Source organism: Flavobacterium sp. UM26 (assembly GCF_057922445.1).
Genome location: NZ_JBVHCY010000007.1, coordinates 36,576 through 62,506, shown reverse-complemented (window position 1 = coordinate 62,506; position 25,931 = coordinate 36,576). Strand labels below are relative to the sequence as shown.

General features: G+C 35.7%; 19 protein-coding genes. 9 read left to right on the top strand and 10 right to left on the bottom strand.

Annotation, left to right across the window (positions count from 1 at the left end; genetic code table 11):
* The first annotated feature begins 85 nt into the window (after positions 1 to 85).
* The 4 genes from ACZ1AQ_RS09600 (at position 86) to rluF (ending at position 3,780) form a co-directional block, all read left to right on the top strand.
* Positions 86 to 1,201, top strand: a complete 1,116-nt coding sequence (locus ACZ1AQ_RS09600; protein ID WP_489632695.1) for a Nif3-like dinuclear metal center hexameric protein — start codon at positions 86 to 88, stop codon at positions 1,199 to 1,201.
* A gap of 3 nt (positions 1,202 to 1,204) precedes the next feature.
* Positions 1,205 to 1,984, top strand: coding sequence for a zinc ribbon domain-containing protein (locus ACZ1AQ_RS09595; RefSeq protein WP_489632694.1), 780 nt, complete (start codon positions 1,205 to 1,207; stop codon positions 1,982 to 1,984).
* Positions 1,985 to 2,020: 36 nt separating this feature from the next.
* The gene (locus tag ACZ1AQ_RS09590; protein ID WP_489632693.1) at positions 2,021 to 2,863 is read left to right on the top strand and encodes an alpha/beta fold hydrolase; all 843 of its coding nucleotides are present in this window, start codon (positions 2,021 to 2,023) and stop codon (positions 2,861 to 2,863) included.
* A gap of 98 nt (positions 2,864 to 2,961) precedes the next feature.
* Entirely contained in the window at positions 2,962 to 3,780 is an 819-nt protein-coding gene (gene rluF, locus ACZ1AQ_RS09585; protein WP_489632692.1) for a 23S rRNA pseudouridine(2604) synthase RluF, read from the top strand.
* Positions 3,781 to 3,824: 44 nt separating this feature from the next.
* Here rluF and ACZ1AQ_RS09580 read toward each other — a convergent pair whose 3' ends face one another.
* The 6 genes from ACZ1AQ_RS09580 to ffh all read right to left on the bottom strand — a co-directional run bounded on the left by ACZ1AQ_RS09580 (position 3,825) and on the right by ffh (position 9,769).
* Positions 3,825 to 5,204: a DUF4153 domain-containing protein gene (locus tag ACZ1AQ_RS09580; RefSeq protein WP_489632691.1), complete on the bottom strand. Its 1,380-nt coding sequence runs from the start codon at positions 5,202 to 5,204 to the stop codon at positions 3,825 to 3,827.
* A gap of 53 nt (positions 5,205 to 5,257) precedes the next feature.
* A complete protein-coding gene (locus tag ACZ1AQ_RS09575) occupies positions 5,258 to 5,551 on the bottom strand; it encodes a winged helix-turn-helix domain-containing protein (protein WP_159686814.1) in 294 nt (97 codons plus the stop codon).
* Positions 5,552 to 5,557: 6 nt separating this feature from the next.
* On the bottom strand, positions 5,558 to 6,172 hold the full coding sequence (locus ACZ1AQ_RS09570) for a hypothetical protein (protein WP_489632690.1): 615 nt from the start codon (positions 6,170 to 6,172) through the stop codon (positions 5,558 to 5,560).
* Positions 6,173 to 6,238: 66 nt separating this feature from the next.
* The gene (locus ACZ1AQ_RS09565) at positions 6,239 to 7,165 is read right to left on the bottom strand and encodes a magnesium transporter CorA family protein (protein ID WP_489632689.1); all 927 of its coding nucleotides are present in this window, start codon (positions 7,163 to 7,165) and stop codon (positions 6,239 to 6,241) included.
* A gap of 226 nt (positions 7,166 to 7,391) precedes the next feature.
* Positions 7,392 to 8,270: a bifunctional 5,10-methylenetetrahydrofolate dehydrogenase/5,10-methenyltetrahydrofolate cyclohydrolase gene (locus ACZ1AQ_RS09560; RefSeq protein ID WP_489632688.1), complete on the bottom strand. Its 879-nt coding sequence runs from the start codon at positions 8,268 to 8,270 to the stop codon at positions 7,392 to 7,394.
* 143 nt (positions 8,271 to 8,413) lie between these two features.
* Entirely contained in the window at positions 8,414 to 9,769 is a 1,356-nt protein-coding gene (gene ffh, locus ACZ1AQ_RS09555; protein ID WP_489632687.1) for a signal recognition particle protein, read from the bottom strand.
* A 487-nt stretch (positions 9,770 to 10,256) separates the two neighbouring features.
* Between ffh and ACZ1AQ_RS09550 the strand changes: the two genes are divergently transcribed.
* The 4 genes from ACZ1AQ_RS09550 to ACZ1AQ_RS09535 all read left to right on the top strand — a co-directional run bounded on the left by ACZ1AQ_RS09550 (position 10,257) and on the right by ACZ1AQ_RS09535 (position 16,447).
* On the top strand, positions 10,257 to 10,619 hold the full coding sequence (locus tag ACZ1AQ_RS09550) for a hypothetical protein (protein WP_489632686.1): 363 nt from the start codon (positions 10,257 to 10,259) through the stop codon (positions 10,617 to 10,619).
* Positions 10,620 to 10,722: 103 nt separating this feature from the next.
* The gene (locus ACZ1AQ_RS09545) at positions 10,723 to 11,835 is read left to right on the top strand and encodes an efflux RND transporter periplasmic adaptor subunit (RefSeq protein WP_489632685.1); all 1,113 of its coding nucleotides are present in this window, start codon (positions 10,723 to 10,725) and stop codon (positions 11,833 to 11,835) included.
* A gap of 28 nt (positions 11,836 to 11,863) precedes the next feature.
* Positions 11,864 to 14,986: an efflux RND transporter permease subunit gene (locus ACZ1AQ_RS09540; RefSeq protein ID WP_489632684.1), complete on the top strand. Its 3,123-nt coding sequence runs from the start codon at positions 11,864 to 11,866 to the stop codon at positions 14,984 to 14,986.
* A 33-nt stretch (positions 14,987 to 15,019) separates the two neighbouring features.
* Positions 15,020 to 16,447 (top strand): TolC family protein, encoded by a 1,428-nt coding sequence (locus ACZ1AQ_RS09535; protein WP_489632683.1) that lies wholly within the window; start codon positions 15,020 to 15,022, stop codon positions 16,445 to 16,447.
* 226 nt (positions 16,448 to 16,673) lie between these two features.
* Here ACZ1AQ_RS09535 and ACZ1AQ_RS09530 read toward each other — a convergent pair whose 3' ends face one another.
* From ACZ1AQ_RS09530 to argS, 4 genes are all read right to left on the bottom strand, one after another.
* Entirely contained in the window at positions 16,674 to 18,371 is a 1,698-nt protein-coding gene (locus ACZ1AQ_RS09530) for an MBOAT family O-acyltransferase (protein WP_489632682.1), read from the bottom strand.
* Between the two features lie 8 nt (positions 18,372 to 18,379).
* On the bottom strand, positions 18,380 to 19,708 hold the full coding sequence (locus ACZ1AQ_RS09525) for a GDSL-type esterase/lipase family protein (RefSeq protein ID WP_489632681.1): 1,329 nt from the start codon (positions 19,706 to 19,708) through the stop codon (positions 18,380 to 18,382).
* Positions 19,709 to 19,775: 67 nt separating this feature from the next.
* Positions 19,776 to 21,254: an SGNH/GDSL hydrolase family protein gene (locus ACZ1AQ_RS09520; RefSeq protein ID WP_489632680.1), complete on the bottom strand. Its 1,479-nt coding sequence runs from the start codon at positions 21,252 to 21,254 to the stop codon at positions 19,776 to 19,778.
* Positions 21,255 to 21,284: 30 nt separating this feature from the next.
* Positions 21,285 to 23,063 (bottom strand): arginine--tRNA ligase, encoded by a 1,779-nt coding sequence (argS, locus tag ACZ1AQ_RS09515; protein WP_489632679.1) that lies wholly within the window; start codon positions 23,061 to 23,063, stop codon positions 21,285 to 21,287.
* A gap of 342 nt (positions 23,064 to 23,405) precedes the next feature.
* On the opposite strand from argS, the gene ACZ1AQ_RS09510 reads away from it, so the two are divergent.
* Positions 23,406 to 25,820 carry a TonB-dependent receptor gene (locus ACZ1AQ_RS09510; RefSeq protein ID WP_489632678.1) on the top strand — a complete coding sequence of 805 codons (2,415 nt, stop codon included), beginning with the start codon at positions 23,406 to 23,408 and terminating at the stop codon, positions 25,818 to 25,820.
* Positions 25,821 to 25,931 lie beyond the last annotated feature (111 nt).

The window sequence follows — 25,931 nt, the reverse complement described above, 5'->3', positions numbered from 1 at the left end:
AAAAACTAAAAAGTGTATATTTGTTAGGCTTTTCAGGTACTCCCTATTGAAAACCAAATCAATCTAATACTCAAAATTCCTTTGAATGAAAATAAAACAAATCCTTGCTTTACTTGAAGAAATGGCACCACTAGGTTATGCTGAAGATTTCGACAATGTAGGCTTATTAGTGGGTGACCAAGATGCCGAAGCTACTGGTGTTTTGGTTTGTCACGACGCCCTTGAAAATGTTATTACAGAAGCAATTAATAAAAATTGCAATTTGATCGTGTGCTTTCACCCCATTCTTTTTTCGGGCATTAAAAAAATTACTGGCAAAAATTATGTTGAAAAAGCAATTCTAAAAGCGATTAAAAATGACATTGCCATTTATGCCGTTCACACCGCTTTAGACAATCATCCTGAAGGAGTCAATCAAATCTTCTGCGATGCCTTGGGCTTAAGCAACACCAAAATATTAGTTCCCAAACAAAACTATATTCGCAAATTAGTTACCTACACAATACGAGAAAATGCAGATGCCGTTCGAAACGCTTTGTTTCAAGCGGGTGCAGGAAGCATTGGTAATTATGATAATTGCAGTTTTAATTCAGAAGGTACTTTCACCTATCAAGGCAACGAAAATAGCAATCCCGTAGTAGGACGAAAAGGTGTTTTATCAACAGGAACCGAAACCAAAATAGAAGTTGTTTTTGAAAAACATTTGCAATCAAAAGTTCTAAAAGCATTATTCACTACTCATATCTACGAAGAGGTAGCCTACGAAATTTATGATTTGCAAAACAATTACCAAAAGATTGGACTAGGAATGGTGGGCGAACTAGAAGATTCAATGGAAGAAACTTCCTTTTTGCATTTTGTAAAAGAAAAAATGCAAGCAGAGGGCATTCGCCATTCGGCATTTTTGGGTCGTCCCATCAAAAAAGTAGCCGTTTTGGGTGGCGCTGGAAGTTTCGCTATTTCACAAGCCATACAAGCTGGAGCTGATGCTTATTTGACCGCAGATTTGAAATATCATCAATTTTATGAAGCAGAAAACAGAATACTTTTGGCTGATATCGGACATTTTGAAAGCGAACGGTATACAAAAAATTATATTGTTGAGTATCTTCGAAAAAAAATCCTTAATTTTGCACCCGTCTCGCTACCAAGCGGAATCATTTTATCAGAAGAAAATACAAATCCAGTTAAGTACTTATAGAATATGGCTACTACGAAAGAATTAAGTGTTGAAGAAAAGTTAAGAGCAATCTACGATTTACAACTTATTGACTCAAGAATTGACGAAATTAGAAACGTAAGAGGAGAGCTTCCTTTAGAGGTGGAAGATTTAGAAGACGAAGTTGCAGGTTTGAGCACTCGTACCGAAAAATTAAAAGCTGATCTTGAGGTTATCGAAGACATGATCAAAGTAAAGAAAAATGCCATCGATGAGCACAAAGAAGCGATAAAAAAATACACCAAACAACAAGAAACTGTTCGTAACAACAGAGAATTCAACTCTTTAACTAAAGAAGTAGAGTTTCAAGAATTAGAAATTCAATTGGCTGAAAAGCAAATCAAAGAAATGAAAGCTTCTATCGAACACAAAAAAGAAGTAATCACTAATTCTAGAGAAAAATTAGAAGCTAAAACTTCTCATTTAAAACATAAAAAATCAGAGTTAGAAGCTATTATGGCAGAAACTCAAAAAGAAGAAGAGTTTTTAACTCAAAAATCTGAAGAGTTTCAAGCAAATATTGAAGAGCGTTTATTAACTGCTTACAAAAGAATTAGAAGTAGTGTTCGTAATGGATTAGCAGTTGTTTCTATCGAAAGAGGAGCGTCTGCAGGTTCATTCTTTACTATTCCACCACAAACGCAAGTAGAAATTGCTGCAAGAAAGAAAATCATCATCGATGAGCACTCAGGAAGAATCTTGGTTGACAGTGTTCTTGCCGAGGAAGAAAGAGAAAAAATGGAACAATTGTTTTCTTCAATATAAATTATAACAAGCCTCCTTCTAGGAGGCTTTTTTGATATGAAAGATAGCGTGCGCAACTTGTACATCAAATCTATTGGTCTAGCCATAAATCTTTTGAGTTTTGCTTTCCCCAAGAAGGCTACTAGTATTGCGTACGGTCTATTTAGTGAACCCCGTTCGGGAAAACTGAATCCAAGCCAGCTCCCGAAAATCCTCCAAGAGGCAGTGACCGAAAAGATAACACATGGAGATTCTTTTTTTCAAACATATATTTGGAAAGGAAATGACACGGTAATCCTCTTAGTTCATGGCTGGGAAAGCAACGCAGGACGTTGGGAAAACTTACTCCCTTTTTTGAGAAAATCAGGGAGCACTATTATTGCTATCGATGCTCCAGCCCATGGATTATCTAGCGGAAAAGAATTTAGCATTCCTCTTTATGCGGAATTTATTCATAGTAGTGTTCAAAAATTTCGTCCTAAATATATTATTGGACATTCTATTGGAGGTCAAACCTGTTTGTACTACCAATCTTTATATCAAAACCAAGACCTTGAAAAAATGGTTATTCTAGGTGCACCCAGCGATTTTAATATTATTCTGTCGAATTTTGTTACTTTATTACGACTTAACAAAACGATTGCACAAAATATAGAAAACCACTACTTAGATCATTTCAAATTAGATATCCACGAATTTTCTAGTCAATTATTTGCAAAAAAAATCAATACCAAAGGTTTTATTGCTCACGATGAAGAAGATACTGTGGTGAAAATTGAAGAAGCCAAAAAAATAGCTACCACATGGCAAAACGCCATTTTTTTTAAAACTAAAGGGTTAGGACATAGCATGCACGATGCACAATTGTATAATAGAGTGAGTGACTTTTTATTTGTGTAATATTGAAAATCACATTTAAATAAATTAAAAAAAGGTTACCCATACAAACTATTACATCATGTACCTCAACCTACTAGTCAAATTTGTATTTTTGCAACATGGAAGAAAATCTAAAACGACTCAATAAATTCATTGGAGAAACAGGATATTGTTCTCGTCGTGAAGCTGATAAACTAATCGAAGAAGGTCGCGTAACCATTAATGGAGTGGTTCCTGAAATGGGAACCAAAGTTTCGCCTCAAGATGAAGTACGCATAGACGGAAAATTGATTACTGAAAAACACGAAAAATTAGTGTACTTGGCTTTCAACAAACCCGTAGGCATTGAGTGTACGACCAACTTAGAGGTTCGAAACAACATCGTGGATTACATTAATTATCCCAAACGTATTTTCCCGATTGGCCGATTGGACAAAGCCAGTGAAGGTTTGATTTTTATGACCAATGACGGAGATATTGTGAACAAAATTTTGCGTGCGAGAAACAACCACGAGAAAGAATATACAGTTACCGTAAACAAACCCATAACCGACCGTTTCATTCAAAGGATGGGTAACGGTATTCCTATTTTGGAAACAGTAACTCGCAAATGCAAAGTAGAGCAAATCAGTAAATACACCTTTAAAATTATTTTAACGCAAGGCTTAAATCGTCAAATTCGAAGAATGTGTGAATATTTAGGCTATGAAGTAACTGCTTTGAAACGAATCCGAATCATTAATATCTCATTGGATATTCCAGTAGGACGCTACAGAGATTTGACCGATGCAGAAATCAAAGAACTCAACACGCTTATCGAACCTTCTAGCAAAACAGAAGAAGCCAGCTTACCCAAAGCCAAAGCTGAAACTCCAAAACGAAGAGCCGAGTTCATCAAAAAAGACGACCCTAGATTTAAGAAAAGAGGAGAATACTAAATAGAAAACCCAAGACTTTCATCTTGGGTTTTCTATTTAACACCTTAATCTTTTATGAAATCATAGTACAACGCTTTGGATAAAAAAGGTTCCTTTTTTTGTTGATGAATAAAACCTTGTCTAAAGGAATATTGCTCAGGGGTATTGATTTTGTTCGCTAAAAAATAGTTATCCCTCGCTTCATCATTAAAATTCAAGCTACATAAAAAAGTAGGCTCCACTCCTTTTCCTACCGAAATATTGTAGATTGTAATTATATTTCCCCAATTGATACAAGCACACAAAAGAATGGTTCCATAAAAATACCAGACCATTTGATTAAAAATATAAGCATTGGTTTTTTGACGAATAATCTTTATGAAAGTATATCCCAAGCCAATCAAGGCCAAAATCAAGAAGGCATAAACGCCCAATCGTTTATATGTCAAACCAAAAAAGGCTACATATTCTGAATTCTTGATAAACGTACTTATGATTAACACACTATTTAAAAGAATCCAAATTTTGGCTAAGCGTTTAAGATGAACCGCTCTTTTATCAAAATTAAAACCACCTTTAAAGTAAAACAATAAAACACCAACCGCCATAATCGTTGAAAAAATAACCGCATTCACTCTTTCGTGCGTCGCTTTACTCAATGAGCTACTTGCTGATACTTCAAAAAATTGTTCGTAGTTGTAGGTGACTATAAAAACCAAAAGCATAACATTGAGCAACCACAACGTAATTTCACCACTTTTTCTTTCAAAATCTAAGTCCAAAAAAGAAAAAGTGGGTTGATTTACCTCCTCGGCTATTACGAAGTCATTAGCTAACTTTTCATTAAGTTCATAGGACATGTCGGGAACCCAATAATTCCAAAAACTAAAGGAAATATAAAACCCAATCAAGACGATTAAAAGCAGTTCAAAAATATCCAAATCTAAAGTGTAGTCAGTAAAAAGTGCCGAAAAATGGTCGCTACCAAAAGAATATACAACAAAAAACAGCAACAAAAACACTAGTGGAATCACTACATAGGCAATCAGTTTTTTAGCAAAATCATTTTTTAATTCTCGTTTAGGTAACCATTGTCCAAACAAAAAAGGGCGACCTAAAGAAGCAAATCCATTAACAACAATCAATGGGACTACTTGAATCAATTTTAACTCGACCAATTGCGTCCTAAATTGTAGCATAATAATGGAGAGAAAAAGCGCTAACAAAGAAGCAAAATCGCCATACCAAGCAAACGACAAACAAGATAAGACAGAAGTAAAAACTAGCCACCAATGGGATTTGTTTGCGAACTGATTTTTAAAAAAATAAACAATCATTACCGTCAGAAACAAACCAAAAATAGCAAGGTTTAAACCAACAGATTGATTGTAAAAAAGCAAGGTAAAAACGAAGCTTGAGGCAAAAATGAAATGGTGTTTTTTCATAATTTAAAATTTAAAAGTACTTTGCATTTCAAAGTAATTAGACAAAAAAATAGTTATTTAGTTTTCAATAATTTTTCAAGACTTTTGAGATGTTGTTCAAAGGTAACACGCCCTTTATTCGTTACTCGATACGAAGTTTTAGGTTTCTTACCTACAAATTCTTTTTTAACTTCAATATATTCTCCCTTTTCTAAAGCACTGGAATGGCTAGCTAAATTTCCATCAGTTATATCCAATAGCGATTTCATTTCGGTAAAATCTACCCAATCGTTAACCATCAAAATAGACATAATGCCCAATCTGACGCGACTCTCGAAATCTTTATTTAGTTTATCTATAATTCCCATCGATGGTTATTTATATTTTTTGAATAATAATAAACCATAGAAAATGTGCAATATACCGAAACCGAGAATCCAAAATACCAAACCGTATCCCACAAAAAACAAAGCAATACTTCCTAAAACTACCTCTGAAAATCCTAAGTATTTAATATCTGAGTAAGTATATTTCTCTGCATTTAGCAAGGCTAAACCATAAAAAATCAAGGTGCTAGGTGCTACCAAAATAAACATCTGATGATAAACAAGTGCAAAACAAAAGACAGCACCAGCAATTAGAGGAATTGTTAAATTTAAAAGCATGTTTTTGGTAGCTGAAGTCCAGATTGGCAAGTTTAATTTTTTACTTTTTCTAACGGTAAAAAAAATACCAAAAGCAAATGCAAAGAATAAGATAACAAATGCTGTAAGGATTAATTCGGTAATTAAACTAGTAGAATACAACTGATGATTGTCTTCAAAATACTCGATACCATTGGCTTTAAACAATTGATAAACATATACACCGCCTAGTAGAGCAGACAAACCAGCAAAAACGCCAGACAAACCGCTTAAGGAAATAAAACGGGAAGAACGCTCCATCATGGAACGGATATGCACTAAATCTTCTTGATGCTTTTCAGTCATAATAAAAGTACTTTGAAACACAAAGTTATATAAATAAATGAAATATAAAAGAAAAAGTTGGCTTTTTTAAAACCATCTTTTCTTTTTAAACAAAAACACACCAAAAACCGATAGAATGATAGAAACAAGTATAACTATTGGCAAACCATAAGCATTGCCTTCGAGATTATTGGGCACGTTCATTCCATACAAACTGGCAATTACCGTAGGAATCATTAATATAATAGAAATAGACGTCATTTGCTTCATAATCGCGTTCAAATTATTAGATATCACTGAAGCATAAGCATCCATCATTCCGGTCAAGATATCACTATAAATGTTTGTCGTTTCTTGTGCTTGTCGCAACTCAATCTCAACATCCTCTAACAATTCAGGGTCATAAGAATCTCTTTGGGATTTTAGATTTTTTATTCGGTGTAGTAAAATATCATTTCCTTTTAAAGAAGTCATAAAAAATACTAAACATTTTTCAATTTGAAGTAACGCTTGCAATTCCTCGTTTTTGATAGACTCTTCCAAATTGTCTTCGGCCAGCTTAATCTTTTGATTGACTTGTTTTAAATACTTCAAGTACCAAACACTAGAGGACAATAGCAATTTCAAAACTAAATCAAAGTTATCTTTGATGTTTTTTCCTTTACGCTGCGTGTACACCACAAAATCCGTCAACATTTCTGTTTTATGAAAACTGATTGTCACACAAATGTCACCTTTAAAAACGATTCCAACAGGAATTGTATTGAAAGGGAGTTTTACATTATTCGTATTTACTGGAATTCTGATGATAATCAATGTCCAACCGTTTTCTGTCTCGATACGTGGTCTCTCGTCAATATCTTCGATATCATTATAGAATTCTTCGGGAACTTTAAGGTCTTCTAGGAGGTATTTCTTTTCATCTTCTGTTGGACATTCAACATTAATCCAACAATTAGGAGTCCATTCTTTTGACTCAAACAATCCGTTATTGTTTTTGTAAAACGCTTTCATTTCAAAAATCTACAGGTTAAGTTATAGCTTCTTGAAATGATTTTCAAGAGCTTTATTTTTTCAATTTTTCCGAATAATAATCGTCCATTGGGGCTGCTTATTTTAAGTGTTGCAAAAGTATTGTTTAAATTCCGAATAACCCTTTGATGCCTACTATTTATGCAAATCTTAAGACAAAAAAAAGCCCAAACTTACGTTTGAGCTTTATCATTTTTATGAAAGAATATTATTTCATTCTCATTTTTCTCGCTAATAATGTATTTTGCAACAACATCGCGATGGTCATTGGACCTACTCCTCCAGGTACTGGAGTGATGAACGATGATTTTTTGCTTACTCCATCAAAATCAACATCGCCGGTGATTACATATCCTTTTGGATGCGAAGCGTCCTCCACTCTAGTGATTCCTACGTCGATAACAACAACGCCGTCTTTTACCATATCGGCTTTCAAATAATTTGGAACCCCCAATGCGGTGATGATTATATCTGCATTTTTAGTAAATTCTTCAATGTTTTTGGTTCTACTATGAGTTAAGGTAACCGTTGAATCACCTGGATTCCCTTTACGACTCATCAAGATACTCATCGGACGGCCTACGATATGACTTCTTCCAATTACAACTGTATGTTTTCCTACTGTATCAACTTTATAACGTTCTAACAATTGCATGATTCCGAAGGGCGTAGCTGGAATAAAAGTATCCATATCTAGTGCCATCTTTCCAAAATTAGCTGGATGGAAACCATCTACATCTTTGTCAGGGTCAATTGCCATTAATATTTTTTGTTCATCAATATGTTTTGGCAATGGTAATTGTACGATGTAACCGTCTAAATTATCATCTTCATTCAATTCTTTTATTTTTAACAACAACTCAGCTTCGGTAATACTTTCTGGCAAACTCACCAAAGTAGATTCAAAACCAATTTGCTGACAAGAACGCACTTTACTACCAACGTAAGTTAAACTTGCACCATCTGTACCCACAATTACTGCAGCCAAATGAGGCACTTTCTCCCCATTGTCTTTCATTTGTTGGACTTCAATGGCTATCTCTTTCTTGATATCTTCTGATGTTTTTTTTCCGTCTAGTAGTTGCATTTCTATTGTATTTAAAAAAATTAAGAGTTTAAACGTTTAAAGGTTGAGTTGACTTTAAAATAAACTTATAAAAGTGTGTGTTGCTATTAAAAAATAAAGTTCAAAACTTTAAACAAAATTAAACTTTTGAACTTTATCCAATTTTATCTCATTCCGGGCATTCCAGGCATTCCTTTCATTCCGCCCATCATTTTCATCAAATTCTTTCCGCCTGGACCTTGCATCATTTTCATCATTTTACTCATTTGGTCAAATTGCTTCATCAATTGATTGACTTGCTCCACTTTTGTACCAGAACCTTTTGCGATTCTAATCTTACGTTTAGCATCAATTAATGCTGGTTTGCTTCTTTCTCCAGGTGTCATTGAATAGATAATGGCTTCAATATGTTTGAATGCATCGTCTTCAATTTCGATATCTTTCATAGCTTTAGAAGCACCTGGTATCATTCCAACCAAATCCTTCATATTACCCATTTTCTTTACTTGCTGAATTTGAGTTAAGAAATCATCAAAACCAAATTCATTTTTAGCAATTTTCTTTTGTAATTTTCTAGCTTCTTCTTCGTTGAACTGCTCTTGAGCACGTTCTACCAAAGAAACAACGTCTCCCATTCCAAGGATACGTTCTGCCATACGAACAGGGTAGAATACATCAATGGCATCCATTTTTTCTCCTGTTCCTACAAACTTAATCGGTTTGTTTACAACAGTCTTGATAGACAATGCTGCTCCACCACGAGTATCACCATCTAATTTCGTCAAGATAACTCCATCAAAATTCAGACGGTCGTTGAAAGCTTTGGCTGTATTTACTGCGTCTTGACCTGTCATAGAATCTACTACAAACAGGGTTTCTTGTGGTTGAATGGCTTTGTGAACGCGTTCGATCTCGTTCATCATTTCTTCATCCACGGCCAAACGACCTGCGGTGTCGACGATTACCACATTGAATCCGTTGGATTTGGCGTGTTTAATCGCATTTTGTGCAATCTCTACAGGATTTTTGTTTTCTGGCTCAGAATAGACCTCAACGGCTATAGAATCTCCAACAACATATAATTGTTGAATCGCTGCTGGACGATAAATATCACAAGCAACTAAAAGGACTTTTTTATTTTTTTTGGTTTGAAGATAATTGGCTAATTTTCCAGAGAAGGTAGTTTTACCAGAACCTTGCAAACCTGACATCAAAATTACGGATGGATTGCCAGACAAATTGATTCCAGCAACATCGCCTCCCATTAATTCGGTTAATTCGTCTTTGACCAATTTTACCAAAAGCTGCCCTGGTTGCAAGGTTGTCAATACGTCTTGACCAATGGCTTTTTCTTTAACTTTTGCTGTAAAATCTTTGGCAATCTTAAAGTTAACATCGGCATCTAGCAACGCACGACGCACTTCTTTTAAGGTATCGGCTACATTGACTTCGGTGATTTTTCCGTGACCTTTAAGAATATGGAACGCTTTATCTAACTTATCGCTTAAATTATCGAACATAATTTTCTATTTTTTTGAGATGCAAATATACTATAAAGGTTTAGAGGCACAAAGATTTGAACTTTAAACTTTGGAGATTTTAGACGTTTTTGGAAACTAAAAAAAAGTAATTACAAGTTCTTCTATTTTGTTTTTTAGTATGAATCCAAAAAAGCTTTATGCTTACTTTCTAGCCCCGATGGGAACGGCATCCTCCTGACTTGTGACCAAACAAGGCAGGAGATATAGAGGACAGCGGGAAACCTGCCTACAAAAAAAGCCTTTTGCCTCCGCTCCTAAAAAGTATGGTTTGCTAAAACTGGAACAAACAAAATACACAACTAGCTTAAAAACAACGAAATAACCACCCAAATTGAAGAAAAGATAAAGAGTAAAAAAACAAGTCTTATGATTTTACTAAAAAATACCTAAGATATTCTTAAATAACAATCAACATTATGGAATTCGTATATATTTGCAGCTCATAATGGAAAAAAAGTATCTTCCTATGCGCTCAGTATTGATATGGCTTATAATGCTACTACTCTTTGTTGACACTACTGCACTTGCTAGTACAGGAGCATATTCCTCTTTTTCATTAAACGATAAAAAGAATAAACAATCTGTTTTGAATTATTTATCGACTACATCTAAAGATACAAACTCAGACTCACCGCTTGAAACAACAAATGATAGCGAACAAAACTCTGTAAACGAAATTGAGGATAGTTTCGAGACGTCCTTATTCCCTTTTAGCTTTCATTATCAGTTACCATTGGCTTGCAATTACAGAAAAGTATCTGATAATTATATCCATATAGAGCCACGTCAGTATTACCAAGATATTGTTCCTCCGCCTCCAGAAAATTAAATAATTATTACACTAAGTTGCTGTTTTGTTGTGCATCCTAAGTAAAAGGATTGTCGATAAAGCAGAAAAACACTGTACTTACTATTATTTAATTTTCATAAAAATGAACAAAATTATTTTGATTTTTGTCCTAGTTCTTGCTATTGGGACCACTTTCTCTTGCAACTCAAACAAAAGCGAAAAAATCGCTTTAGAAAAATACCCTACTACTAATCCTATTTTGGTAGACACCACTTTTACGATAGACCATGTAGCAGAAATACAATCCCTTCAAAATGTTGAGATTAGAACAAAAATTAATGGCTACATCGAAAAAATATACGTTGATGAAGGTAAACCTGTAAAAGCAGGCCAATTGTTATTCAGTATAAATAGTCAAACATTAGAAAAAGAGGTACTTAAAGCGAAAGCTATGGTCAAAAATGCTTTAGCCGAGGCAAAAACTGCTGAACTTGATTTGCAAAATGTTAAAACTCTAGCCAACAAAAACATTGTATCCAAAACAGAATTAGAGAAAGCACAAGCCGCTTATACAGCCGCTTTGGCTCGTATTGATGAATATCGAGCGAATCAATCTAGTGCAGAAATTCAAGTTTCGTTGACCAAAATAAGAGCTCCTTTTGATGGTATTATCAATCGAATCCCATTTAAAATTGGAAGTTTAATTAATGAGGGAACGCTACTTACCACAATATCCAATAACAGCTCTGTCTATGCTTATTTTAATGTATCCGAAAAGGAATACCTGCAATTTAAAGAGCAAAAAAAAGAGAATAACGCAGCAGATATTACTTTACTCCTAGCCAATAACAAAGCACATGCTTACAAAGGAAGCATTGAAACAATTGAAGGAGAATTTGACAAAACTACCGGAAACATAGCTTTTAGAGCCAAATTTCCAAACCCTGATTTACTATTAAAGCATGGGTCAAGCGGAAAAATTCAGCTGACCAATACTATAAAAAAAGCCTTGCTTATTCCTCAAAAAGCATCCTTTGAAATACAAGACAAAGTATACGTTTATGTCGTAGATGACAACAACATTGTACGCGCAAGAAATATTGAAATCAAACAACGCATTCAACACTTGTATGTAATCGAGTCGGGATTAAAAACATCGGACAGAATTATATATGAAGGCATTCAAAACTTGAAAGAAGGAGATAAAATTTTTCCTGAAACCAAACGAATGCAAGAATTAATTTCAAAACTATAAAGTCTGTGGGCTTTAAAAAAACAAAACAATGTACTCAAAATTTATACATAGACCTGTACTATCAATAGTTATCTCGTTAATTATTGTTCTTTTAGGGGTATTGTCATTGACGCAATTACCCATGACCCAATTCCCAGATATTGCTCCACCAGAAGTGACGGTTACCACAAAATATACTGGGGCAAATGCTGAAGCCTGCGTAAAAGCAGTAGTAACTACTTTGGAACGTGCTGTGAATGGTGTACCTGGAATGGCTTATATGTCGTCTGTATCAGGAAATGACGGAACCAGTGTCATCAACATCATCTTTAAAGCGGGGACAGACCCAGAAATTGCCGCTGTAAACGTACAAAATAGAGTTTCTTCTGTTCTGGATGAATTGCCCGAAGAAGTAATTAAGTCTGGAGTAATTGTTGAAAAGGTACAAAACAGTATGCTTTTGTATCTTAACATATTAAGTTCAGACACCAATCTTGATGAAAAATTCCTATTCAATTTTGCTGATATCAATATCATACCTGAACTAAAGCGAATTGAAGGAGTGGGTTATGCCGATATAATGGGGCAACGAGAATATGCAATGCGTGTTTGGCTCAACCCAGTAAAAATGGCTGCATATAATATTTCGACCGAAGAAGTCATTCAGAATCTTAAGCAGCAAAACATAGAAGCAGCCCCTGGAAAAGTGGGCGAAAGCTCTGGAAAAATAGAACAATCCCTACAATATGTAGTAAAATATACTGGAAAATACAATACCAAAGAACAATATGAAAATGTAATCATAAAGCGTGATTTTCAGGGAGAACTGTTGCGATTGAAAGACATTGCCGATATAGAATTTGGCTCACTAGATTATGATGTTTTATCCAAAGAAAACGGAAAACCATCTGCTGCAATTGTTTTAAAGCAACGTCCGGGAAGTAATGCAAGCGATGTAATTGAAAATATTAAAAATAAAATGGACGAGCTAAAGTCCTCTTTCCCGGCAGGAATATCATATACTTATAGTTATGATGTTTCCAATTTCTTGAACGCCTCTGTTGAAGGTGTACTTTATACATTACTAGAAGCTTTTCTATTGGTTGCCTTAGTCGTTTTTATCTTCTTGGGAGACTTTAGGTCTACTTTGATACCTGCTATTGCAGTTCCTGTATCACTAATTGGTACTTTCTTCTTTATGCAACTCTTTGGATTTAGTATCAATCTTATCACACTTTTTGCATTGGTTTTAGCCATTGGAATTGTAGTGGATAATGCCATTGTTGTTGTAGAAGCGGTACACGCCAAAATGGAAGAAGAACATCTCAATCCAAAAGAAGCTACAGAAAGTGCTATGAAAGAAATTGGTGGAGCTATTATAGCGATTACTTTAGTGATGTCTGCTGTGTTTATTCCGGTAGCCTTTTTACCAGGACCTTCGGGGGTATTTTTCAGACAGTTTTCTGTCACAATGGCCATCGCAATTGTGCTTTCAGGTGTTATCGCACTAACATTGACACCCGCTTTGTGTGCGCTTATGCTAAAGAACACTCATGGTCAAGAACGCAAAAACACCCTTATCAATCGCTTTATAGATGCGTTCAACGCTCGCTATAATACCATAGCAGCAAAGTATCGAAAAATACTAGAGTATATTGTAAACAGACGTGTGGTAACGGCTTTAGCACTTGGTCTATTTTGCATCGGAACTTTTGGAATTGGACAATTTTTGCCGACGGGTTTTATTCCAAATGAAGACCAAGGAACCATTTATGCGAGTATCACAACTCCTTCAGGCGCCACATTAGAACGCTCTGAAAAAGTAGTAGATGCGATACAAGAAGCTGCTTTAAAAATAGAAGGTGTTGCCTCTGTTTCTACCTTAGCAGGCTACAATTTCCTTACCGACGGAACTGGTGCGTCATTCGGGATGAACTTAATTAGCTTAAAAAGCTGGAAAGAAAGAAAAGGAACGACTGACCAGGAAATAATCCAGAAGCTAAAAGAAGACACTAAAAACATCAAAGATGGTAAAATTGAGTTTTTTACCCCTCCTCCTGTTCCTGGGTATGGAAACTCAAGCGGATTTGAATTGCGAATTCTAGATAAAACAGGTAAAAGTGATTTGAAAAAACTAGAAGAAGTAGCACGAAATTTTGCCTTAGAATTGAACAAAAATGAAGCAATAAAAAACACCTTTTCCTCTTTTGATGCAAGCTTCCCTCAATTCCTTGTAAACATTGACAATACCAAAGCTGCGCAAAAAGGGGTGGTAATAAGCGAAATTTTGAATACGCTACAAACCTACTTAGGAAGTGAATATGCCACTAATTTTATCAGATTTAATCAAATGTATAAAGTTATGGTGCAGTCTTCTCCTGAGTTCAGAACAAAACCTGAGGATATTTTAAAGCTTTATACCAAGAACTCTCAAGGTGAAATGGTTGCGATGTCCTCCTTTTTATCTATTGAAAAAGTATATGGCCCTGAACAAATTACTCGCTACAATATGTACCCAGCAGCGATGTTAAACGGTGAACCAAAAGAAGGATTCAGTAGTGGGCAAGCCATTGCTGCTGTCAAAGCTGTTGCTAGCGAAAAACTTCCAAAGGGGTACGGTTTTGACTGGGGTGGTTCTTCGCGAGAGCAAGCGAATGCTGGTAATGAAGCCATTTATATATTCCTTATTTGTTTACTTTTTATTTACTTCTTGTTAGCGGCACAATACGAAAGCTTTCTTTTACCACTACCAGTAATTTTATCTTTACCAACGGGAGTATTTGGAGCTTTTTTCCTCTTGGTCGCATTAGGTTTAGAAAACAATATTTATGCTCAAGTAGCGATGGTAATGCTTATTGGACTACTAGGAAAGAATGCCGTATTAATTATTGAATTCGCCATTCTAAAACAAAAAGAAGGACTAACTCCATTTCAAGCCGCCATAGAAGGAGCTATAGCACGTTTGCGTCCTATTCTAATGACTTCGTTTGCATTTATTGCAGGCTTGCTTCCACTTATGCTCGCTTCGGGTGCTGGTGCCATCGGGAATAGAACTATAGGTACAGCAGCTGCCGGAGGAATGTTGTTTGGTACCATTTTCGGGATTCTAATTATTCCTGGGCTTTACTACATTTTTGCAAGTTTGACCTATAAAAAAACAGAAGCAAAATAAATTTTATTCATTAAAGAATCAACTTCAACAATTATGTTACAATTCAAAAGAATCGTTTTTTACCTCATTATAATCCTTGGTCTTTTTGGATGCAAGTCAACAAATAATGTAGCGGAACAACAACTTACACCTTTACCCGCTACCTACTTGGAGTCAAAAGACACGCTTAACAGTGCGAGGGTAAAATGGGAGCTATTTTACAAAGATGATAATCTAAAGAAACTGATTACCACAGCCATCAACAACAATTATGATTTGCAGATTGCGATTCAAAAAATTGAAATTGCCCGTGCAGGAGTACAATTCACCAAAGGAGCTCAGCTCCCTGTTTTGAGTGCCGGATTATCAGCCGCACAGCGCAAATTTGGATTGTTTACAATGGATGGCGCTGGAAACGCCAGTACAGATATTCAACCTGGAAGAGTCGTTCCAGAAAACCTACCTGACTACTTTGCGGGCTTCAATGCAAGCTGGGAAGTGGATGTTTGGGGGAAACTTCGCTCTAATAAAAAAGCAGCAGTTGCCCGCTTTAGTAGTTCTATAGAAGGTAGAAATGCCATTCAAACCGCATTAATTGCAGAGGTCGCTTCGACCTACTTTGATTTACTTGCCTTAGACAATGAACTTGATATCATTAGAGAAACCATTGCGCTTCAACAAGCCGCTCTTGATATCATTAGAGTAAAAAAACAAACGGGCATACTCAACGAATTGGCCGTAAAACAATTTGAAGGGCAAGTCAATAATTCCAAAGGATTTGAATTTAAAATACTGCAACAAATTACAGTAGTAGAAAATAAACTTAATTTTCTTTGTGGTCAATTTCCACAAACTATAATTCGAGACAAAACTAAATTCAACACTTTAGACCCTAGTATTGTTAACTTAGGTATTCCCTCGCAATTACTCACAAATAGACCCGATATCAGACAAGCAGAACTTACGCTACTTGCGGCTAAATGTGATGTGAAAGCAGCAAAAGCAGCCTTTTATCCCAACTTTACAATTACTGGGATAGCTGGATTCCAAGCCTTTACTACTGGATTGCTTTTTCAATCTCCACAATCAATAGCATACACTATTCTTGGAGGAATGACAGCACCCATCTTAAACAGAAGTGCTATTAAATCACAATTTAATACGACCAAGGCGAATCAAACCGAAGCATTACTCAATTATCAAAAGACAATTTTAAACGGCTATATCGAAGTGTCCAATGAAGTGTCCAATATAAAAAACTTGAAAGAGCTTTATGAATTAAAAAACAAAGAGGTTTCTTCCTATGCGCAATCAACTGAAATTGCCAACGATTTGTTTAAATCCGGAAGGGCGACGTACTTGGAAGTACTATTGGCACAAAGGATAGCTTTGGACTCTAAAATTGACCTCATCATTACCAAAAAATTACAACATCAAGCCATTATCAATTTATACAAAGCTTTAGGTGGTGGAATAAACTAGTAAAACTTATTCTGCTAGTCATATTACTTTACACAACAAGGGCTTAAAGCCCTTGTTGTTTTTATACTAAACTTAAATAAATAAGAGTTCAGTTATAATATGATAAAACCAGAAAATCATCAGAACAAAATGATACCTACTTTCTGAAGTTTTATATAAATCAATTTTTTTTACACTTGACAAGTATTGCTAAATCTAGGGTTGCAACTGATACCATCTTAAAAAATTAAAACTGGAAATAAATAAAAGGCACTAATTCGCTTGATGCCATTGCAGCAACCAACCAGAAGGTAAGCGCAAGAATTAGAGCTTTGAAAAGCATCGGTAGCCTGTCGAAAATTGTTTTTAGTCCTTGAGTGATTTTGGCTGGAACAAAGTGCAATGCGTACCCAATGGCAATCATTATAAATACGTTTTCGTAGCCTGAAATGACTATCGCCCATTGTTCCCAATTGAATTGTAATTCCCCAATTGAAGTAATCATATCTAAGGCCACTGTAAAATCTTTGGCTCTAAAAAATATCCAACAGAAAACTACAAAATGAAAGGTAACTAATACCGAAATAACTGTAGTAATGGCTTTCCAAAACGTGAATTTAGAATCTTTGGAAGAAGGAAAATAATCTGAAAACAATTTATTAACTGCCAAAGCAATGCCGTGTAAAGCACCCCAAATAATAAATTTCAAACTTGCGCCGTGCCAAAATCCACCCAGCAACATCGTAGTCATTAAGTTAACATTGGTAAACATAGTTCTTTTCTTGTCTTTGGCTAATAAGAAAGTCAAACAGAAAACCAACAGTGAAGCAATAGCTATCACCAAAGGAATTGGACTCACGGGATAATACCAAGTTGCCCAAGCCACTAATCCAGCAAAGAACAACGAAGGAAATAAAAACCCTCCAAAACTACCGCGACGGTTTCCTCCTACTGAAATGTACAAGTAATCACGCAACCAAGTGGACAATGAAATGTGCCATCTTCTCCAAAACTCGGTGATAGAAGCCGATTGATAAGGAGTTCTAAAATTGACTGACAATTTGAATCCCATCAACAAAGCTATCCCGATAGCCATATCAGAATAACCTGAAAAGTCACAATAAATCTGAATCGTGTAGCCATACGATGCCATAAGGTTTTCGAAGGCGGTATAACTTTTGGGCGCATCGAATACACGGTCGACAAAGTTCAAAGAAATATAATCGGATATGACTGTTTTCTTAATCAAACCCCCAATAATCAAGAAGATTGCAGAGTCAAAATCGGCACGAGACAATTGAATCTTACTGTAAATTTGCGGAATAAACTCCGAAGCACGAACAATTGGACCCGCTACCAACTGTGGAAAGAAGGATACGAAAAACATATAATCCAACATATTCTTTGTTGGCTCTAATTCTCGTCTATAAATATCGATGATATAACTCATCGATTGAAAGGTATAAAACGAAATCCCAACAGGTAAAATCACATCGATAAAATGAATCTGACCTTCGAATAGCTGATTGTAGTTGTCGATTAAGAAATTAGAATATTTAAAATACCCTAAAAATGACAAATTGAAAATGATACTAAGAATCAAAAAGAATTTACGATAGCCTTCTTTGGTTTCTTCATACAGAAATTTAGCCAACGTATAATCGACCAAACCAGAAAACAACAACAGACAAAAATAGATTCCGCTGGATTTATAATAAAAGAACAACGAGAAGGCAAAAACATAAATGTGTCGGTAGACTCTAGTTTTGGCTTTGGTCGTAAGAATATAAATAGGATAGAACAATAAAAAAAGTCCTAGGAAAAAAGCGGTATTAAAAAGAATTGGCTCTTTTGGATTGAAGGTAAGCCATTCATTCACTTGAGCTGCATCTATAGTGCCAAAAGTGGCTTTTAACCAATTTGTTATATCAGTAATAGTAATCACAATCTAGTTTATTTATTAAATTCTTTAAAAGCGTTGAGCAATACATTGGACAACATATTTCCTTGTAGCTGATACCCGTTTGTGGTATAGTGCACGCGGTCTGGATTCATTAATCCTTTGCCATAAATTTTACTAACGCCGTGCATTCCGCCTAAAGTCTGGAACAAATCCCAAACTGCGTATTGTCCTAACCTTGCGTAACTCACCAAACTCTTAGCATATTCATCTACATAAGTATTAAGACGATGATGGGGTAAAAATGATGGTGGTGGCGTAATGATCAAAACATCGGCATCTGGATTTTGTGTTCTAACTTTCAATAAAAACTCTTGAACTTGTCTGAGGTAATCCAATGGTGCAATTTTCCCATAGGATTCATTGGTTCCCAAAGACACAATAATCAAATCGGGCTGCAAGGCTTTTAACTGATCAAAAAACAGCGGATATTTATTGTAATCAGAGTATTTAGCGCCATTTACACCAATATTATGATAGATAATTCCAGGGTTGTTACTTTCTAAAACCACTCCATTCAAGGCATACAACGGAGCTTCTTCATTTGGCAAAAGAACAAAACGATCTAATGGTTTTTCGGACTCAAAAAAATGATAATTCATATCTTCTTCAAAAGATTCAGAATGATATTTCGTATTGACTACCGATTTCTCACTGGTTTGATTGGTTGGAATTTTTAATGTCTTGCCCGCCGTAATTTTAGTACTTGTGAGTTTGTTTTCTTTTTTAAGTTTTGCCGTACTTACGTTGTAATGATCCGCAATGGTCGAAAGCGTTTCGCCTTTCTTTATGGTATGAACGACCTTTTTTGGAACAGTTTTTATAGTAACCATTTTTTCAACCTCACCCGCTCTTTCAAAAAGCGATTCGTTGTTGGGAGTGATTATTTTTAAAGTATTAAAAAAATAGTCTTTGTTTTTGACTTGCAAAGTAAGGCGCAAACTTTTTGATTTGCTAGTCAACGAAATACCGCTTATACCAACTGGACTTCCGTTCAAAGGCAAAATATTGCGGTGATTTGTCCATTTTACATTTGATGAAAAACGGACATCTGGAGAGCCATTCGTATGCGCTAGTGTATATGGAAAAACCAAACCACGACCAGCATTCCCAAAATTCTTTTGCAAATTGTACCTACAAACTGCTGTCATTACATCGCCTTGAATATGGGAATCACCAATATGAACTATATTCAATTTTCCTTTTTGGGTGTTTTGTAGCACCTTCAATTTGGTAAAAAATGAAGTCAGCCTCTCCGTATTCTGAATTCCTCTTGGATAAAACTCAGGATCAATGATTTCGTTAACAGATGATATAGACATAAGCACAGGTAAATACGCGTTTTGAGAAAACATTTTAAAGCATACAAAACAAAAGAAAAAAAGGAATTTAGTTCTCATCGGTTTCTTCTGTTTTAGGAATCACGGGTTGGGCTATGACACTATCTTTTGGAGCTACCGGTTTTGCAGTTTTTATCGTTCTTCGCAACCTTTTGTATTCCTGATAACCATTCATAATCTGGTCATAAATCATCCCTGCTACTTTTTTAGAACCTCGTATATTGAAATGGGTGTAATCCTTATTAGCCATTACAGGTTCTTGCTCAACCCATTTTACCATCGAACCATCTCCTCCCATAAGTGTGTACAAATTCACAAATCCGGATTGGGTTTTGAGTGCATAATTTCGTTGAGCGTGAGTCAAAGGCACTACCGCAGAATCGGTTTTCATTTCAGTTTTGTATTTCGAAGCTTTATCAGCAGTCGAAACAATCAAGATGGAAGCCCCAGGAAAACCTTCTCGTAAACGGTTTACGGTTTTGGTCATACTTCTGGCGTACCAATTGTAATCTTTTGTACCATAATTCAACACGTTCGTACCGTAATGCAAAACGATTAAATTATAGTTCAATTTCTTTTGAAAAGCTTGCATCAAAGCAGGATCAAACTTTGAAATTGGAATTCCAGAATTACCTCGTTGTGAAAAATTATCCACATGAACCCCTTTTCCGTCATCAAAATTAAACCCATATACTGGCACCGATTGCGCGTTCTTGAAATTCACCTTTAACGCTTTCATATTACCGTTTTTCAACACGATTGTATTTAGCAGATTATTGGCGGTCAAACTTTTGTTGATGGTGTCCTTTTCGAGTTGGTAACTTATGTATCCAGAAGTATTTGCTGAACTTCCGTAAAATAAAGTAGGATTATCTAAAGACGCCGAATTCCTAGTTCTACCCGCACCAAATTTCACCCAAATATCTTTATTGGTATCGTTGGCAAAAAACACGTGACCATTTACCCCAAAAGGACGAATTGGATTTTTCACATTCAGATAGGATTGCATTTTCCAATTATCTGAAAATTGGTGTAAAACAGAACCTCGAGAAGCCGCAGATTCTGAGGTAATAGAAACAAAACCAACACCTTTTCCACCAAAATTATTTTGAAATGCTGCACGAACATCTTGCACAATCATATCGCCATCGGTCATAGAATCGCCAAAATAAGCGATACGAACTTTACCATTTTGATTTGTTTCTAATTGATACAATCGTTCGTAAAAAGGAATCAAATACTGATATCCCTTGTAACTATCCATCGATTCTTCAGGAAAAGTTACGCCAAAGGACTCCTCAAAAACAATTTTTTGATCGGCCATTGTATCATTGGGGGTAATCGCTACGCTGTCAGGTTCCGACTCAAATGCATCAATCAACATACTGTCGATCAATACATTTTTAGAAGGACCTTTGGACGCTGCAAATATTTTTTTTGGCAACACTTCTTTTAATCCTAAGAAAAAGCAAGCAGCCATTAGGATAATCAGAAAAGAGCGAAGAAAATACGATTTTGGTGTATTCACAAGAATGTCTTTTGGTTTTTACGATTAAAATTACATACGTTCTGGAACATTAATTCCCAACAAACTAAAAGCTGCCGCAATCGTATCGGCTACTTTTTTAGATAATTGTACTCTGAAGACTTTCTTTTGCAAATCTTCTTCTCCTAAAATAGAAACGGCTTGGTAGAAAGAATTGTACTCTCTAACCAACTCATAAGTGTAATTGGCAATCAAAGCAGGGCTATGATATTGAGCTCCATTCTGAATCACTTCTGGGAACAATTCTAATTGTTTGATGAGTTCTTTTTCTTTTTCATTCAATTCGATTAGAGCACTTGGTGCAGAAAAATCAAAAGCCGCTTTACGAATAATCGACTGGATTCTAGCATAAGTATATTGAATGAAAGGTCCTGTATTTCCTGCAAAATCTACCGATTCTTCGGGGTTAAACAAGATGCGTTTTTTAGGATCAACTTTTAGAATGTAATATTTCAAAGCTCCTAAACCAATCGTTTTGTAGAGAGCAGCTTTTTCTTCGGCTGAATATTCGTCTAATTTTCCTAAATCTTCTGCAATTTTTTGAGCGGTTGCTGCCATTTCGTGCATCAAGTCATCAGCATCTACTACAGTTCCTTCACGGCTTTTCATTTTTCCTGAAGGCAAATCTACCATTCCGTACGAAAGGTGATACAAGCTAGAAGCCCAATCAAAACCTAGTTTTTTCAATATCAAAAACAATACTTTGAAATGGTAATCTTGTTCATTTCCTACTGTATACACCATTCCACCAACATCGGGCATATCTTTTACACGCTGAATGGCTGTTCCAATATCTTGCGTCATATAAACCGCTGTCCCGTCTGAACGCAAAACAATCTTACGGTCCAAACCTTCGTCGGTCAAGTCAATCCAAACGGAACCATCAGGGTCTCTTTCGAAAATACCTTTATCCAATCCCACTTGTACGACATCTTTTCCAAGTAAATAAGTATTGCTTTCGTAATAATAACTATCAAAGTCAACGCCCAAATTCTTGTAGGTAGTCGCAAAACCGTCATACACCCATTGGTTCATCATTTTCCAAAGAGCGATGACTTCTTCGTCTCCTGCTTCCCATTTCAAAAGCATTTCTTGGGCTTCTAAAAGAATAGGCGCTTGTTTTTTCGCTTCTTCTTCCGTTTTACCTTCGGCCATTAATTGATTGATTTCTTCTTTATACGCCTTATCAAAAGCTACGTAATAATTACCCACCAATTTATCACCCTTCAAGCCAGTGCTTTCTGGAGTAGCTCCGTTTCCGAATTTTTGCCAAGCCAACATCGACTTGCAAATATGGATTCCTCTATCGTTGATGATTTGTGTTTTGTATACTTTTTTTCCAGAAGCTTTAATAATTTCCGCAACAGAATACCCCAAAAGATTATTTCTAACGTGTCCTAAATGCAAAGGTTTGTTGGTATTGGGAGAAGAATATTCTACCATTACCGCTTTAGCATCTGGACTTGGCGTTACAAAACCATAACGAGTATCGTCTTTGATTCCGTTGAAAAAATTCAAATAATAGGCATCGGCAATAACAATATTCAAAAAACCAGATACTACGTTAAAACGAGCCACTTCTGCAACGTTTTCTACCAAATAGGTTCCTATTTTGTTTCCTAACTCTACTGGGGTGCTTTTAATTACTTTTAATAAGGGAAAAATAACTAAGGTAATATCTCCTTCGAATTCTTTTCGAGTCGCTTGAAATTCAACTTTATCAAGAGTAACGTCAAACAAGGTTTGAACGGCTTTGTGAATCGACGGAGTAAGAATCTGTTGTAATGACATGTATACTGTATTTTAAAAGTGCGCAAAGATACTGCTTATTTAGCAATTAGAAAACCGCTTGTTCAACGAATTTGTTTGATTTTTCCTAAAGCTCTTCAAAAAAAATAGGGTGATTTTTATTTTTTTTTACTACGGCAATTAAAAAAAATATTTTACATCCTTTTAGAATGATAAACTACTGACCAAAAACCAATTAAAACCAAATATTGTTTAACCTAAATAAACCTCAAAAACCTATAAAAAGGGAATAATCGTCTTTCAAAGTAAACATTTCTTAATTTTCCTTGTAACATATCGCAAGGTTAGTAGTCTAAATAAATCATCAATCAAAATTAATCAATCATGCAAATCAAACTAATCACCTTTCTACTACTGTGCGTAGTCGGAATAGGAACGGCACAAAATTCTGGGAAAATCACCGGAAAAATCACTGAAAAAACTTCAAACGCTCCGATATCTTATGCTATCGTTTCAATCAAAGACAACGGAAAAGTTATCTCGGGCGCAAACACTGATGACAATGGCGAATTCACCATTAAGAATTTGGCTTTAAAAAGCTACACCATCGAAATTCAATACATCGGATTTAGAAAATACATCGGTTCAGCCATTTTAAGCGAAAACAAAAAAGAAGCCACTTTTAAAGTTAGTTTAGAAGAAGAAGCTACTCAATTGAAAGGCGTAAACATCGTAAGTGAACGCTCTACTATTGAACAAAAAATCGACCGAAAAGTAATCACTGTCGGAAAAGATTTGACTACGGCAGGTGCTTCAGCCTCTGACATTATGAACAATATTCCTTCTGTAAATGTGGATCAAGACGGAAAACTATCGTTGCGTGGCAATGAAAATGTGCGTGTCTTAATTGACGGCAGACCGACCAACATTGACCCAGCGCAATTGCTAAAACAAATCCCATCGACTTCTATCAAAAAAATAGAATTGATTACCAATCCAAGTGCCAAATACAATCCTGAAGGAATGTCGGGCATCATCAATATCATCTTGCACAAAAATGCCAATACTGGTTTTAACGGAAGTTTTAGTGGTGGAATTACCTTTGGTGAAACGGCCAAATACAACCAATCTTTGGATATGAATTACAAAGTTGGCAAAGTAAATTTCTTTGGTAACGGAGGACGCAACTTTGGTACTTATTTCAACGATGGAAAAATCGCGAGATTGGACCAAGATTTAGTGCAACGATTAGATATTTCAAATGAAAACGATTCGTATTTGTACAAAATAGGAATGGATTATTTGATCAATGATCACAATACCTTGTCTTTTTATACCAACCAAAACAAAGCAGATGGATTGGGTAAAGTGAATACCGATATTGACTACAACAACGGCAGCTCGATTGACAGAATTCTGCAAAAATCTACTTACGAAGGCCCCAATCAAACAGGAACTTACAACTTGGCGTACAAACATATTTTCAAGAAAGAAGGTCACACGCTAGATGTAGAAGCTAACTTTAACGATTACAAAGAAACCCAAAGAGCGAGTTTTGATACCGAAACAACTACGACTAACAATTCAAACAGCACTGTTTTTTTCAAAGACAATATCCAAGACGCTCAAAAACTAAGCACGTTCAATATTGATTATGTTAATCCAATCGACGAAAAGTCAACACTTGAAGCAGGTGCCGAAGCCAGAATTACGAGAACGGAGAACAACTACAGCACCGGAAATCCATTAGTAGCTCCAGCCGATCAACAATCGAATTACACGTACGATATTGATATTTATTCTGCCTATGCTACTTTTGGTCAAAAATTCAAAAAAATCAGCTACCAAATAGGCGCTCGATTTGAAAGTTATAAAGTTGCTGCCAACTTAAACAGAGGAAAAACCACCTTTGATGACGATTACCTTACCGTTTATCCTTCTGCTTATTTGACTTATAATTTGAATGAGAAAAATACTTTGCAATTCAGCTATAGCCGTCGTGTGGACCGCCCAGGTTTAGAGCAAACCAAACCTATTCGTGAATTTGCAACTCCATTGGTAACTTCTTTTGGAAATCCAGAATTACGTCCACAATTTACCAATTCGATCGAATTGAATTATACCAAAGTTTTAGAAAAAGGTAGTATTACGGCAGGTGTATTCGTAAGAAGCATCAACGACCAAATCAGCCGTATCTTATACCCTGATGAAAATGACCCAAGTGGACAAAGACAGATTTTGACCTACACCAACTTCGATAATAATACAGCTTCTGGATTTGAAGTATCTGCCAATTATAAAATCACCAAATGGTGGGACATCCAGCCTGCTATTGATTTTTCGAGCATCAAACAACAGGGGGTGGTTTTCCAATTCGACCCAACTAGCAACACCAGCAAACCTTTGGAAAGAAATGTGACCGTATCTGCTTTCAATGGACGATTGAACTCTAACTTCAAAGCCAACAAGCGCTTGAGCTTTTTACTTTTCGGATTCTACAGAGGAAGTGTAGATGGATTGCAAAACAACAGCAAAGAAATGTACAAGATTGATAGTGGTGTTCGCTATACTTTGCTAGACAACAAAATGAACATTAGTGTGCGTTTTAACGATATGTTCAACACTATGCGTTATGCTTTTGATGCTGAATATCCTTATCCGCAAACTGGAGCATTTACTTGGGAAAGCCGAACAGTATACTTGGGTGTAACCTACGGTTTTGGTGGCGGAAAAAACAAAAGTTTACAACGCAAACAAAGAGACGACAATACCAATAAAGGAGGCGGAGGTATGTTTTAATCCATAATCCTTTCCTTATTTTTTATTTTCTTGTAGAAAAAGAACCCCTAGAGACTGCCAACTCTAGGGGTTCTTTGTTTTGAAATGAGAAGTATAAAACAATAGTTACAA

What these genes read in the sequence shown, in the direction of transcription:
- ACZ1AQ_RS09560 (WP_489632688.1), bottom strand. Translation starts at nt 8,270, where the DNA reads ATGCAACTACTAGACGGAAAAAAAACATCAGAAGATATCAAGAAAGAG.
- ACZ1AQ_RS09570 (WP_489632690.1), bottom strand. Translation starts at nt 6,172, where the DNA reads ATGACTGAAAAGCATCAAGAAGATTTAGTGCATATCCGTTCCATGATG.
- ACZ1AQ_RS09545 (WP_489632685.1), top strand. Translation starts at nt 10,723, where the DNA reads ATGAACAAAATTATTTTGATTTTTGTCCTAGTTCTTGCTATTGGGACC.
- ACZ1AQ_RS09525 (WP_489632681.1), bottom strand. Translation starts at nt 19,708, where the DNA reads ATGTCTATATCATCTGTTAACGAAATCATTGATCCTGAGTTTTATCCA.
- ACZ1AQ_RS09535 (WP_489632683.1), top strand. Translation starts at nt 15,020, where the DNA reads ATGTTACAATTCAAAAGAATCGTTTTTTACCTCATTATAATCCTTGGT.
- ACZ1AQ_RS09540 (WP_489632684.1), top strand. Translation starts at nt 11,864, where the DNA reads ATGTACTCAAAATTTATACATAGACCTGTACTATCAATAGTTATCTCG.
- ACZ1AQ_RS09590 (WP_489632693.1), top strand. Translation starts at nt 2,021, where the DNA reads ATGAAAGATAGCGTGCGCAACTTGTACATCAAATCTATTGGTCTAGCC.
- ACZ1AQ_RS09550 (WP_489632686.1), top strand. Translation starts at nt 10,257, where the DNA reads ATGCGCTCAGTATTGATATGGCTTATAATGCTACTACTCTTTGTTGAC.
- rluF (WP_489632692.1), top strand. Translation starts at nt 2,962, where the DNA reads ATGGAAGAAAATCTAAAACGACTCAATAAATTCATTGGAGAAACAGGA.
- ACZ1AQ_RS09510 (WP_489632678.1), top strand. Translation starts at nt 23,406, where the DNA reads ATGCAAATCAAACTAATCACCTTTCTACTACTGTGCGTAGTCGGAATA.
- ffh (WP_489632687.1), bottom strand. Translation starts at nt 9,769, where the DNA reads ATGTTCGATAATTTAAGCGATAAGTTAGATAAAGCGTTCCATATTCTT.
- ACZ1AQ_RS09575 (WP_159686814.1), bottom strand. Translation starts at nt 5,551, where the DNA reads ATGGGAATTATAGATAAACTAAATAAAGATTTCGAGAGTCGCGTCAGA.
- ACZ1AQ_RS09565 (WP_489632689.1), bottom strand. Translation starts at nt 7,165, where the DNA reads ATGAAAGCGTTTTACAAAAACAATAACGGATTGTTTGAGTCAAAAGAA.
- argS (WP_489632679.1), bottom strand. Translation starts at nt 23,063, where the DNA reads ATGTCATTACAACAGATTCTTACTCCGTCGATTCACAAAGCCGTTCAA.
- ACZ1AQ_RS09580 (WP_489632691.1), bottom strand. Translation starts at nt 5,204, where the DNA reads ATGAAAAAACACCATTTCATTTTTGCCTCAAGCTTCGTTTTTACCTTG.
- ACZ1AQ_RS09600 (WP_489632695.1), top strand. Translation starts at nt 86, where the DNA reads ATGAAAATAAAACAAATCCTTGCTTTACTTGAAGAAATGGCACCACTA.
- ACZ1AQ_RS09595 (WP_489632694.1), top strand. Translation starts at nt 1,205, where the DNA reads ATGGCTACTACGAAAGAATTAAGTGTTGAAGAAAAGTTAAGAGCAATC.